Here is a 12,596-nt window from a genome sequence, read left to right as displayed (position 1 = left end):
CTGTAAACAGTAGACGTTACAGCTAAGTAGATAATCTTACTGAATAACTATCGCCAAAGAGCGATCAAAAGGATCAGGAAAATCGATTGTTCCTGACCAATCAGGACCTAGCATACCATTGCGGCTTCCTATCTGTCAATTTTCATGAAAGAATACTGAAAAAAATCTTGATCTTCGAGGGAAATCTTTTGACCATTACTGACCAATATTGTATAATAGAAGAGTAGAAAAAAGGATGCTGCTTGCAGCGTACTAATTTTTCTGACTACCATTTTGGGAGGGAAAAGTATGAACCCAGAAAAAATGACGACTACATTACAGAGTGCCATCGCGGAAGCACAGCAGATTGCCATGACGCGTCACCACCAAGAAATCGATATTCCGCATTTATGGAAGATTTTATTGCAAGCCAATCAATTCGGCCGCAATTTTTATACGGATACAGGCCTTGATATCGATGCATTTGAAAAGGAAGTCGACCAGCTACTAGATGAACTGCCTTCGGTTGAAGGAGGAAATGTTCGTTATGGTCAATCCATGAGTCAAAATCTGTTTCATCTTTTGTCTGAGGCAGATCAATTAAAAAATGAATTTCAAGACGAGTATCTTTCCACAGAAATCGTCCTTTATGCGTTGATGAAATTGAAAAATCATCCATTGACGGTGTATTTAAAGAAACAAGGAATCACCGCGAAAGAAATCAAGCAAACGATCGAAACATTAAGAGGAGGGGATCGTGTGACCTCACAAAATCAAGAAGAACAATACAAAGCATTAGAAAAATACGGCGTTGACTTGGTCCAACAAGTCCGCAGCGGAAAAATGGACCCCATTATCGGACGAGACGAAGAAATTCGCGACGTGATTCGCATCCTTTCTCGGAAAACAAAAAACAATCCCGTTTTGATTGGTGAACCGGGGGTTGGTAAAACAGCCATTGTTGAAGGATTGGCTCAACGGATCGTGCGAAAAGACGTCCCAGAAAACCTAAAAGACAAAACGATCTTTTCTCTGGATATGGGTGCCTTGATCGCAGGTGCCAAGTTCCGAGGTGAATTTGAAGAGCGTTTGAAAGCCGTCTTACAAGAAGTGAAAAAAGCCGATGGACGGATCATTCTCTTTATTGATGAGATCCACAATATTGTAGGTGCTGGTAAGACGGAAGGCAGCATGGATGCTGGAAACTTACTAAAACCAATGCTGGCACGGGGAGAATTGCATACGATTGGCGCAACCACCCTTGATGAATACCGTCAATACATGGAAAAGGACAAAGCCTTGGAACGTCGTTTCCAAAAAGTGCTGGTACAGGAACCAACCGTTCAAGATACGATTTCGATTTTACGTGGCTTGAAAGAACGATTCGAGATCCATCATGGCGTCAATATCCATGACAATGCGCTTGTTGCTGCTGCGACCTTATCTGATCGGTATATCACGGACCGCTTTTTACCAGACAAAGCCATCGATTTGATCGACGAAGCAAGTGCCACGATTCGGGTAGAAATGAATTCGATGCCTACCGAGCTCGATCAGGTCACTCGACGTTTGATGCAATTGGAGATCGAAGAAGCCGCACTGAAAAAAGAATCTGATGATGCATCGAAAAAACGTTTAGGCATTTTACAAGAAGAATTGGCGGAATTGCGTGAAGAAGTCAATACCATGAAAATGCAGTGGGAAACGGAAAAAGAAGAAGTCAATGCAGTTTCAAATAAACGGGCAGAGATCGATAAAGCCAAGCATGAGTTGGAAGATGCTGAAAATAACTATGATTTGGAACGGGCAGCTGTTCTTCGTCATGGGACGATTCCCCAACTGGAAAAAGAACTCGCTGAATTGGAAGAAAAAAACCAAGACGAAGGCATTCGGATGGTTCAAGAGTCAGTGACAGAAAATGAGATCGCCTTAGTCGTGGGCCGCTTGACAGGAATCCCTGTTGCGAAATTAGTGGAGGGCGAACGAGAAAAACTGTTGAAATTAAATGAGACCTTGCATCAACGAGTGATTGGACAAGACGAGGCAGTCGATGCCGTCAGTGACGCAGTCATTCGTTCCCGAGCTGGTCTGCAAGATCCAAATCGACCATTAGGTTCCTTCTTGTTCTTAGGACCGACCGGCGTCGGTAAGACCGAATTAGCGAAAGCGTTAGCGGTCAACCTCTTTGACTCTGAAGAGCATATGGTTCGGATCGATATGAGCGAATACATGGAAAAACATTCGGTGTCTCGTTTGGTCGGTGCCCCTCCAGGCTATGTTGGATTTGAAGAAGGCGGACAATTGACCGAAGCCGTTCGACGCAATCCATACACGATCGTCTTATTGGATGAGATCGAAAAAGCCCATCCAGATGTCTTCAATATCTTATTGCAAGTGCTTGATGATGGCCGTTTGACAGACTCAAAAGGACGCGTCGTTGATTTCAAAAATACCGTCTTGATCATGACTAGCAACATTGGCTCTCAAGTCTTGCTAGATGGCGTGACTGCAGAAGGGACGATCCCAGAAACTGTTGCAGAAACTGTCCGTAATCTCTTGAGAGGCCATTTCAAACCAGAATTCTTAAATCGGATCGACGATACGATTTTATTCACACCGCTTAGTCTAAGCGATGTGACAGGCATCGTCGACAAGATCATCGCACAGCTTTCACAACGACTGGAAGTCCAAGATATACTGTTGACGATCACTGAAGAAGCCAAACGCTGGATCGCTGAAAATGCTTATGAGCCAGCGTATGGTGCGCGACCTCTCCGTCGGTTTATCACAAGAGAAGTCGAAACCCCATTGGCAAAAGAAATCGTTGCTGGCAGAGTCTTACCAAAGACCCAAGTCACGATCGAATTATTGAACGATCAGCTGGTTTTTGAAAATACGCCAATGACCGAGTAATAAAAAGAGAACAAATGAATAAATACAAAACGATGGTTGCCATTTCATTGGCAGCCATCGTTTTTTTGTCTCTCAACATATGACAAAAAAGTTCTCCTTGCTTGTTGTTTGGAGGAAATTCGCACTTCGATTATACTGTTCTTATGGAGTAGGAGAGGAATGAAAAGATGAATACTTTTTTTGAAACGTTGAATGAGCGAAAAGGGGAATTGCTGACAGCTGTCTTTGAACATTTGTCATTGTCCATCATTGCGCTGCTCGTGGCGATCGTTATTGCTGTTCCTTTAGCTATTTGGCTGGTTAATCATAAACGGGCAGCGGAAGTCGGCCTACAAATAACGAGTGTGTTACAGACGATTCCATCACTGGCACTGTTAGGTTTATTGATCCCATTCGTGGGGATCGGAACGCCACCTGCATTGATCGCACTAGTTATTTATGCGTTATTGCCGATCTTTCAAAATACCTATATTGGCCTTTCGGAGATCGATCCATCAATCGAAGAAGCTGCTGCGGCATTTGGTATGTCTCGGATGCGCCGATTGATCAAAGTCGAGTTGCCGATTGCTTTGCCTGTCATAATTTCTGGGATTCGCACGGCGCTGGTCTTGATCATCGGAACAGCGACCTTAGCCGCTTTGATTGGCGCTGGCGGGTTAGGTTCCTTTATTTTGTTAGGGATCGATCGAAATGCGCCTGAGTTAACGTTGATTGGTGCGATCGGGTCTGCCTTGTTGGCGATTGTTTTCAGTACCCTGATCCGTTACCTGCAACATTTAAAACCGCGCTATACCTTGATCACGTTGGCAGCAATCATCTTGCTGATTGGTGGGGTTTCCTTTTCACAAAGCGGATTTTTCGCTCCCAAAACCATTACCATCGCAGGAAAACTAGGATCTGAACCAGATATCTTGATCAACATGTACAAAGAATTGATTGAACAAGAAGACCCTGATGCCCAAGTTGAACTAGAGCCAAATTTTGGAAAAACCTCTTTCTTATTCAGCGCATTGGACAATGGTCAAGTTGATATATATCCAGAGTTTACTGGTACCGTGTTGGAGAGCTTAGTTGAGGTACCAGAAGAGCTTGCGAGTCAAAACCTTGACTCCGACGAAACCTATACCGAAGCAGTCAATCTATTGAAGGATCAGTTTGAGATGACCTTGCTTCAGCCGATGGCGTATCAAAATACCTATGCATTGGCTGTCAAAAAAGAATTTGCTGAGGAAAATGGACTAACCACGATCTCTGATTTGAAGAAAATCGAAAATCAAATCAAAGCTGGCTTCACCCTCGAATTCATTGATCGGACGGACGGATATGCGGGGATCCAAGAACTTTATGGGCTAGATTTTCCAAGTGTCCAAAGTATGGAACCAGCATTGCGTTACCAAGCCATCAATAATGGTGATATCAATCTACTGGATGCCTATTCCACGGACAGTGAATTGCGTCAATATGGCTTAGTTATTCTAGAAGACGATCAGGAACTATTTCCACCTTATCAAGGAGCGCCTTTGATGAAAGAAGCCTTTGCCAAGGAACATCCAGAAGTCGTCCGTGCATTGGAAAAGTTGGCAGGGAAAATCACCGAAGAACAAATGAGTGAAATGAATTATCAGGTCAATGTCGAAGGAAAAAATCCAGCAGAAGTCGCACGTACCTTCCTGATAGACGAAGGATTAATTAAGGAGGGACAAGAATGACACCAATTATTGAATTTAAAAACGTCAGTAAAAAGTTTGATCAAAAACTAGTGATCGATCAATTAGATCTGAGTATCAATAAAGGAGAAATCTTTGTTTTGGTCGGTCCTTCTGGGAGTGGGAAAACGACGACTTTGAAGATGATCAACGCGTTGTCAGAACCGACAGATGGTGATATTTACTTCAAAGAAAAACGCATCAAAGAATACAATATTCAAAAGATGCGTTGGCAAATGGGTTATGTTCTCCAACAAATCGCTCTGTTTCCGACGATGGATGTCAAACAAAATATCGAAGTGATCCCAGAGATGTTAGGGTGGTCAAAAAAAGATCGCTCAGAAGCCGTGGATCGTTTGCTGACACAGGTCAAACTTGACCCAGAGCAATACCGTCATCGAATGCCGAAAGAATTGTCTGGTGGAGAACAGCAACGGATCGGGATCTTGCGCGCGTTAGCTGCCAATCCCGAAATCATTCTGATGGACGAACCCTTTAGTGCCCTTGATCCAATTTCTCGTAATTCCTTACAGGAGCTAGTCCTCGATCTGCACCAAGAGCTTGGGACAACGATTATTTTTGTCACGCATAACATGAAAGAAGCGGTAAAATTAGGGACGCGCATCGCTGTGATGAATCAAGGGAAGATCGTTCAATGCGATACACCAGAAGTCATTGTTTCACAACCGAAGACCGCTTTTGTGAAAAGCTTCTTTGAAGAAACCGGGGAAGATGAAGCGAAACTGGTCACAGCAGGAGATTTGATACGGATGAACTTTTTCAGCAATGACATCAATCAAGCTGACCCGAAAATTGCAGCATCTACGCCATTAAATGAGTTGTATACTTTATTTGCGAGTCATGAGACGTTGGTGATCGAAGAAAATCACCAACTGATAGGGAGTCTACGTCGAAAAGATGTGTTTGCTTTCTTGAGTCGTGATCGAACGTAAACGATTCTTTTCTCAACGAGAAATATCATAAATTTTTTAAAATCGATGATTTCTCTTGCTCAAAGCAAAAATTCCACGTAAGATTGAGGAAGATATCTTTTGTCAAAATGGCAGAACAAGCTTTCGCCGATGACAAAAGATGCAGTAAAGGAGCGAAAGAGCAGCTATGGTAAAAATCCTCAAAGAAAATTGGTTACTGCTTTTCTTTATCGTCGCCGTGGTTCTCATCCGTCTGTTTGTCCTGACCCCAGTTCAAGTCAGTGGCCATTCTATGGACCCAACGTTGGCAGATAAACAGCGTTTGATTGCATCAAAAATCTCCTCCTATGACCGACAAGACATCGTTATATGTGTTGAACCAGATGATCCAAGTAAAATCGCTGTCAAGCGGTTGATTGGTTTACCCGGTGATACCATCGAGATGAAAGATGATGTCCTAACGATCAATGGAGAAGTATACGAAGAACCTTATTTAGATGAGTTTAAAGAGAAATTTGCAGACGATCAATTACAAGACGAATATTCTTATCGCGAAATGTTTCAGCAAATCGCCGCTGGTGCGGAACAGTTTACGGAAGATTTCTCAGTAACGGTGCCTGAAGGCAGCTATTTTGTGATGGGAGACAATCGTTTGATCTCTAGAGACAGTCGCAGTTTCGGGGTTGTAACGGAAGATCAAATGGAAGGGAAAGTGCTGCTGCGCTTTTGGCCATTGAATCAAATCAAACTATTTTAATTAAAAGAAAAAACATTCTTGCCAGTGCAGCGAAAACGATCGCAACTGACAAGAATGTTTTTTAGATGACCCAAGCGACAAATGCAACCATTGAAAAGAACATTGTCCAAACCGCAATAATAGCTGATGCAATAAAAATAATTTTGATTGATAAAGGTTGGACAAATTTTCGAGCATCTTTAGAGAACGCATAGGTGATCGATGAAAAAATCAAGCAGCATAAAATAAAAAACACTGTTAGAACCATAAGCCTCTCCTTTACTGACGCAACGTCAAATGAATAATGTAATTATAACAGACCATGGTTTTTTGGGGAAATAAAAATGATTAAACGAGGGAATTTTTTTGTGGATGTAATCGTTTTATAGGGAAGTGTAAGAAAGGTCAAACCTTGATAGACAGGGAATCTATAAAAATAAGATGTGTTATTTAAGTATTTTTATAAATTTTTCTTTATGAATAAAAGAACAAAAGAAAAAAGCTTGTTGAAAAACGATGGTTTCAACAAGCTTTTAAAGGTCGTTTATGATAATTTTTTAATCCGATAACTTTCAAAGTAATCAGGTTTGCCTCGACCTTGCACATACGCGATCACGCCCATTAAGGCAGCACCAATCGTGTTGGTCAGTAAATCACCCATCGTATCCATCAATGCTTCACGACCGATAAACGGAGTACCATCTAAGGTTGCATAACGTTGGAGGTTCATTCCACCAACAGAATCGCAGATAAACTCCCAAAACTCCCAGAAGATACCACACAAGCCAGCAAAAGCAAAGCCCATCAGTAAGAATAACCAGGGAGAGACGTTTGAAACTTTGACTTCTTTCAGTAGCAGACAGATCAATCCATAGCCGACAGCCGTCAAGACCATTGGACTTACCGCATGCAGAATTTTATCCCAGAAAGCAATGGTTTCGATCAAATGTAAGATCGTCCCCATAAATACAGAGATCAGCAAGAAAAACCAATAAAAGTAGACAGTGGCGTTTGGTAGCTGGATTTTCAAGAACTTTTTACTCATTTCTGGGACGAAGATCAATAAAATCCCAAGCAAGGCTTGGGCGAGGAAAATCAATCCTTGTGTTTGCGGATAGACACCACGGAAAAATTCCCACAAAGAAAAACAAAACACGAGAATACCAAAAATAGTGAATACCTTTTGCAGTCGCTGATAATTTTGCCCCATTTAGTTGTCCTCCGAAAGATAGTCGGCTAAGCCAGCTAAAAGGGCTGCTTCAGAGGAGTAAATTTCCCCGTTTAGCTTGATCAAACCCACCGTATAAAGATTGACATAGTGGAACTGATTTTCCGCAACGGTTTGTAATGCTGCCAGCTTTTGCTGATTGTCGGCACCTTGTTGGCGACTATCCGTATAAAGCCCTAAAACAGGAATGCCTTTAGCATAAGCGACACCGATCTCAGAGGCAACCCCAGCATCGATGGTCAAACCATCCAGCAATGCGATCATCAAATCACTTTCCAGCACTTTTTCGGTATCTGCCAAAGCGATCATTTTGCTATCCGCATAGGCGGATTTATCATTGATCGCGGCATTTTCTTGAGGTAAATAAATCTCCAGCTGCGGATACTGCTGACGAATCGACGCAACAAGTTCGGCGTTGTAGCGCAGGTCACTAGCAGCAAACAGGGGAGCAGCAAAATATAGTTTCATTCAAAAACACTCCTTAATCATTCATAGTTGTACATTTTGTTGATTCGTTGTTTAGAAATAATCGCTGAAATAGGCTTCCATATCAGGGATGATCGATTCCAGTAATGCCAGTGTTTCTGAATCGGTATTTAGCCGTTCCACACGCTCTAAGTAAGCTGGGCGGCGGTAATTCATCAACAGACAAGACAATGTCTGAATATCCAGCTGGACCGCTTTTCCGATGGCTTCTCTTGAAACCACGATCTCCCCGTGATTGTATTGGACACCGAAGATCCCGTTGTTCCAATCGGCAACTGGGTCGGAAACAACAAAGTGAAAGGGTGTTTGGAAGGCTTCAAATGGGAAGTTTTTCAAAAACTGTTCAACATCGACGATCCGCGCCATGTAATAAGGCTCGATGGTTTCTTTGATTTGGCTATCGTCCAAGTAGAAGGACAGGGGTTCGTTTGAATATATGTCTCCTTTGACCCAATAAACCATTGAGAAATGGGCAGAGATAAAATTCCAAAGACCATTGCGGGCTTCTTGATTCAAGTAGAACATTTCCTTTACATGGAAGACTTCTTCGGCTACCCAATAAAAAAGTACACCAGTCGGATGACCACTGGCATTGTAATAAACAGCCGCGGTGCGCTCTTCTTCATTTTCATAGCGCCAATACTCTTCCCAGTGAAAAGAGGTCCGCTGCAAGGCACCATGGTTGTCGCGGGAGAATTGGTTGTAGACAGTAAAGACATCAGGGTCATCCACTTCTTTGCGTTCTACGATCCCAGGGACTTCTTTGGTTTTCGGAAGCTGGGTATCACGAATTTTGAAGGTCAGCTTGTCGGACATGATCTCCCAGCCCTTGCGACGATAGTAGGGCACATTATAAGGGTAAAGGTAGGAGATCCATTGCTGGTCTTCCCGCATCGTTTCTAAGGCAAGCTTGATCAAGTCTTTCATCAGGCCATGCCCGGCATACTCAGGGTAGGTCCCAACACCGGTCACTCCGCCCATTTTGATCAATTTGCCGTGTATATTGACTTCACAAGGATAAACGGCGATTTGCGAGATCAACTTGTCTTCATTGAACCAGCCAAAGACCTTGGAAAGCTCTAAGATCGGGCGCTTAGATTTGATCATTTCCCGTTTGCTCTCATAGCCGCTTTCTTCAATATCCGATTCAGTGATCTGAAAAACATAGCTTAACAGTTCGTTGAACTGATCAACGTCTTTTTCTTCCACCGCTCGAATATGTAGATTTTGATGAAAATTATTGTCCATTCTTTCAACTCCAATTTATTTGCTAGCTCTAGTATAGCAAAACCTGAATGAATATGTCTAAATAACGGTTAAGAAAAATACTTTATCTATTGGCGTTTCGTTGGTATAATAGAAAAGCTGACTAAAAGAAATGAGGAACGTATCCATGAACATAGAAGAAATGAAAAAACGACAGGAGAAGATTCGTAATTTCTCCATTATCGCCCATATCGACCATGGGAAATCAACATTGGCGGACCGTATTTTGGAACAAACCCATACGGTGACGTCACGAGAAATGCAAAACCAACTATTAGACTCCATGGATCTTGAACGTGAACGAGGAATCACAATCAAATTAAATGCCGTGGAACTTAACTATACCGCCAAAGACGGCGAAACCTACATCTTCCATTTGATCGACACCCCAGGGCACGTCGATTTCACCTATGAAGTTTCCCGCAGTTTGGCTGCTTGTGAAGGCGCCGTGCTCGTCGTTGATGCAGCTCAAGGGATCGAAGCACAGACATTGGCAAACGTCTACTTGGCGTTAGACAATGATTTAGAGATCCTACCAGTCATTAATAAAATAGACTTGCCAGCTGCCGATCCTGAGCGAGTACGAACAGAGATCGAAGATGTGATCGGTATCGATGCCAGTGAAGCTGTTTTAGCAAGTGCCAAAGCAGGTATTGGGATCGAAGACATTTTGGAACAAATCGTTGAGTATGTCCCAGCTCCCGCAGGTGATATTGAAGCACCGCTAAAAGCGTTGATCTTTGACTCCGTGTACGATTCCTATCGTGGGGTGGTCTTAAACGTCCGTATCATGGACGGGATGGTCAAACCTGGAGATAAAATAAAAATGATGAGCAATGGCAAGACCTTTGATGTTACGGAAGTTGGTGTCTTTTCACCAAAAGCCATTCAACGAGATGCGTTGATGGTGGGCGATGTTGGGTATATCACTGCTGCCATCAAGACCGTTAAAGATACCCAAGTCGGGGATACGGTGACATTAGCCAACAATCCAGCAGAAGAAGCCTTAGCTGGTTATCGTCAAATGAATCCGATGGTTTATTGCGGATTGTACCCAATCGATACTTCACGCTACAACGACCTTCGAGAAGCATTGGAAAAATTACAATTGAATGATGCAGCATTGCAATTTGAACCAGAAACCTCTCAAGCATTAGGATTTGGGTTCCGTTGCGGCTTCTTAGGCCTATTACACATGGATGTCGTGCAAGAACGGCTAGAACGTGAATTTAACCTTGAGTTGATTACGACTGCACCATCCGTAATCTATCATGTCAACAAGACAGATGGCTCAATGGTGGTCGTTGATAACCCAGCAGAATTTCCTGAACCAGTCACAATTGAAAACGTACAAGAACCTTACGTCAAAGCACAAATCATGGTGCCTAATGATTACGTCGGTGCTGTAATGGAATTGTCCCAACGCAAACGGGGAGACTTTGTCACGATGGATTACTTGGATGATTATCGTGTAAACGTCGTTTATGAGATCCCACTATCGGAAATCGTCTTTGATTTCTTTGATAAATTGAAATCCAGCACCAAAGGGTACGCATCACTGGATTATGAAATGTCTGGTTATCGAACTAGCAAGCTAGTGAAGATGGACATCTTGCTGAATACTGAAAAAGTTGATGCGTTAAGCTTTATCGTTCACCGTGACTTTGCTTATGAACGCGGTAAAGCCATCGTTGAAAAACTGAAAAAACTGATCCCACGACAACAATTTGAAGTACCGATCCAAGCAGCCATCGGACAAAAAATCGTTGCGCGTTCCGACATCAAAGCCTTGCGTAAAAACGTATTGGCGAAATGTTACGGCGGTGACGTTTCTCGAAAACGCAAACTCTTAGAGAAACAAAAAGAAGGGAAGAAGCGGATGAAACAAATCGGCTCCGTCGAAGTACCGCAAGAAGCCTTCATGGCCGTTCTGAAGATGGATGAGGATGAACCGAAGAAATAATCTGTTTTGACGAATGTCAGTAAGAGGAATAAAATGAAAGTACCTTCGAGAGAAGGTGCTTTTTTTAATAAAAGGAAAAATATAAAATGACCGAAGGGACATTCGTCGGTTGTTTAGTAGATAGTTTCAATCGATTGATGCGTGGCTTTTGATAGATTGAAGATCGGAGATGATTTGCGCATGAAGGCGTTGTATTTTAATGAATTCGGTGATTCAACTGTTTTAACATATGGGGATTTGCCGGATCCCATCATTCATGAAAATGAGCTATTGGTAGAAATGGTGTATATTGGGTTGAATTATGCTGATATTTATCGGAGAAAGGGCACCTATCATATTGAATCCCGAGAGCCTCTTATTAATGGCTATGAAGGGGTAGGGAGGATTATTCAAAAAGGAACATCTGTCTCCAAGTTTCAGCTAGGGGAAACGATTCTTTTTGTGGATGTTCCTTTTGCTAATGCAGAATTGGTGGCTGTTCCTGAGGAAAATGCCATCCGTATCCCATCAGGTATACCACCTAAATTAGCAGCCAGTATTGGTCTGCAAGGGTTGACAGCTGATTTTTTAGCTCATGATCTTGGCAATAATGTGAATCATAGTAAGGTCTTCGTCCATGGGATAAGTGGTGGCGTCGGACAAATTTTATCGCAATTATTAACCGCTGATGGTCTAGAAGTGTATGGCGTCACTTCTACGGAAGAAAAGCGGCAACTGGCTTTAGACCAAGGCGCAAAACAAGTCTTTTTAAGAAATACAGAATGGCAAGATACCTACACTTCTTTCTTTGATACCGTTTATGATGGCATTGGGCATACATTAGCCGAAAGTGTCGACTTGCTCAAAAATAGAGGGAAGGTTGTCTTTTTTGGCATGGCCGGCGGAAATCCGCCAGCGATCGACTTTATTCCCTTGCTATCTAAATCAAAAAGTATTTTGACAGGAGATCTCTGGGATTACTTGACAAGTTTTCAAGAGCGGGAGAGAAGAAGCTCTCGATTGTTTGACTACTTTAGCAAGGATCAAATGAAAATCAGTCAACCAACCATTTTTTCATTAGCTGACGGAAAAGCTGTCCATGATTATTTAGAATCTGGAAAAAGTATCGGTAAAATTCTGCTGCAACCATAAGAAGGTAAAAAACTAGATGTTTTTATTGCAAACGATACACCGAATGTTTGATGTTTCACTAAGGCATTTTTTATATAATCGATAGTTCTCTTATGATACATCTTTAAGGATAAAAATAAATGTAAAATGAATAGAATATTGCAAAAAAATTATAGTTTTTATCTATTCAGTGAGAATAAGATAAAACTTTGTGATACACAGTACATTTAATTTGAAAATATTTAATTACAGCAGTAAGATAAATATATCAAATACT

Annotated in this window: 10 protein-coding genes; 6 read left to right on the top strand and 4 right to left on the bottom strand. The window is 42.2% G+C overall.

Annotation, left to right across the window (positions count from 1 at the left end):
- Nucleotides 1-288 precede the first annotated feature (288 nt).
- From clpB to lepB, 4 genes are all read left to right on the top strand, one after another.
- A complete protein-coding gene (gene clpB, locus A5883_RS07585; protein ID WP_086338249.1) occupies nt 289-2,892 on the top strand; it encodes an ATP-dependent chaperone ClpB in 2,604 nt (867 codons plus the stop codon).
- A gap of 167 nt (nt 2,893-3,059) precedes the next feature.
- Nucleotides 3,060-4,601: an ABC transporter permease/substrate-binding protein gene (locus tag A5883_RS07580; protein ID WP_010748212.1), complete on the top strand. Its 1,542-nt coding sequence runs from the start codon at nt 3,060-3,062 to the stop codon at nt 4,599-4,601.
- A complete protein-coding gene (locus A5883_RS07575) occupies nt 4,598-5,551 on the top strand; it encodes an ABC transporter ATP-binding protein (RefSeq protein WP_005226017.1) in 954 nt (317 codons plus the stop codon). Before A5883_RS07580 ends, A5883_RS07575 begins: the two co-directional genes overlap by 4 nt.
- Before the next feature lie 166 nt (nt 5,552-5,717).
- On the top strand, nt 5,718-6,287 hold the full coding sequence (gene lepB / locus A5883_RS07570; RefSeq protein ID WP_081117043.1) for a signal peptidase I: 570 nt from the start codon (nt 5,718-5,720) through the stop codon (nt 6,285-6,287).
- A 61-nt stretch (nt 6,288-6,348) separates the two neighbouring features.
- Here the strand turns inward: lepB and A5883_RS07565 are convergent, their stop codons facing one another.
- From A5883_RS07565 to A5883_RS07550, 4 genes are all read right to left on the bottom strand, one after another.
- On the bottom strand, nt 6,349-6,534 hold the full coding sequence (locus A5883_RS07565) for a hypothetical protein (protein WP_005226019.1): 186 nt from the start codon (nt 6,532-6,534) through the stop codon (nt 6,349-6,351).
- Nucleotides 6,535-6,810: 276 nt separating this feature from the next.
- Nucleotides 6,811-7,476, bottom strand: coding sequence for a hypothetical protein (locus A5883_RS07560; protein WP_005226020.1), 666 nt, complete (start codon nt 7,474-7,476; stop codon nt 6,811-6,813).
- Nucleotides 7,477-7,962 carry a nucleoside 2-deoxyribosyltransferase gene (locus A5883_RS07555; protein WP_010748216.1) on the bottom strand — a complete coding sequence of 162 codons (486 nt, stop codon included), beginning with the start codon at nt 7,960-7,962 and terminating at the stop codon, nt 7,477-7,479. It abuts the gene before it with no gap.
- Nucleotides 7,963-8,013: 51 nt separating this feature from the next.
- The gene (locus tag A5883_RS07550; RefSeq protein ID WP_005226022.1) at nt 8,014-9,228 is read right to left on the bottom strand and encodes a GNAT family N-acetyltransferase; all 1,215 of its coding nucleotides are present in this window, start codon (nt 9,226-9,228) and stop codon (nt 8,014-8,016) included.
- A 145-nt stretch (nt 9,229-9,373) separates the two neighbouring features.
- Between A5883_RS07550 and lepA the strand changes: the two genes are divergently transcribed.
- Complete coding sequence (gene lepA / locus A5883_RS07545; RefSeq protein WP_005226023.1) at nt 9,374-11,209, top strand: translation elongation factor 4; 1,836 nt, start codon at nt 9,374-9,376, stop codon at nt 11,207-11,209.
- A 180-nt stretch (nt 11,210-11,389) separates the two neighbouring features.
- The gene (locus tag A5883_RS07540) at nt 11,390-12,340 is read left to right on the top strand and encodes a zinc-binding dehydrogenase (RefSeq protein WP_086338248.1); all 951 of its coding nucleotides are present in this window, start codon (nt 11,390-11,392) and stop codon (nt 12,338-12,340) included.
- Nucleotides 12,341-12,596: the final 256 nt, after the last annotated feature.

The organism is Enterococcus sp. 5B3_DIV0040, assembly GCF_002140755.1.
GTDB classification, from domain to species: domain Bacteria; phylum Bacillota; class Bacilli; order Lactobacillales; family Enterococcaceae; genus Enterococcus_D; species Enterococcus_D casseliflavus.
Note: the sequence above shows the minus strand (reverse complement) of the source record. Positions and strands in the feature narration are given on the sequence as shown.

What these genes read in the sequence shown, in the direction of transcription:
- A5883_RS07555 (WP_010748216.1), bottom strand. Translation starts at nt 7,962, where the DNA reads ATGAAACTATATTTTGCTGCTCCCCTGTTTGCTGCTAGTGACCTGCGC.
- clpB (WP_086338249.1), top strand. Translation starts at nt 289, where the DNA reads ATGAACCCAGAAAAAATGACGACTACATTACAGAGTGCCATCGCGGAA.
- A5883_RS07550 (WP_005226022.1), bottom strand. Translation starts at nt 9,228, where the DNA reads ATGGACAATAATTTTCATCAAAATCTACATATTCGAGCGGTGGAAGAA.
- A5883_RS07560 (WP_005226020.1), bottom strand. Translation starts at nt 7,476, where the DNA reads ATGGGGCAAAATTATCAGCGACTGCAAAAGGTATTCACTATTTTTGGT.
- lepB (WP_081117043.1), top strand. Translation starts at nt 5,718, where the DNA reads ATGGTAAAAATCCTCAAAGAAAATTGGTTACTGCTTTTCTTTATCGTC.
- A5883_RS07575 (WP_005226017.1), top strand. Translation starts at nt 4,598, where the DNA reads ATGACACCAATTATTGAATTTAAAAACGTCAGTAAAAAGTTTGATCAA.
- A5883_RS07580 (WP_010748212.1), top strand. Translation starts at nt 3,060, where the DNA reads ATGAATACTTTTTTTGAAACGTTGAATGAGCGAAAAGGGGAATTGCTG.
- lepA (WP_005226023.1), top strand. Translation starts at nt 9,374, where the DNA reads ATGAACATAGAAGAAATGAAAAAACGACAGGAGAAGATTCGTAATTTC.
- A5883_RS07565 (WP_005226019.1), bottom strand. Translation starts at nt 6,534, where the DNA reads ATGGTTCTAACAGTGTTTTTTATTTTATGCTGCTTGATTTTTTCATCG.
- A5883_RS07540 (WP_086338248.1), top strand. Translation starts at nt 11,390, where the DNA reads ATGAAGGCGTTGTATTTTAATGAATTCGGTGATTCAACTGTTTTAACA.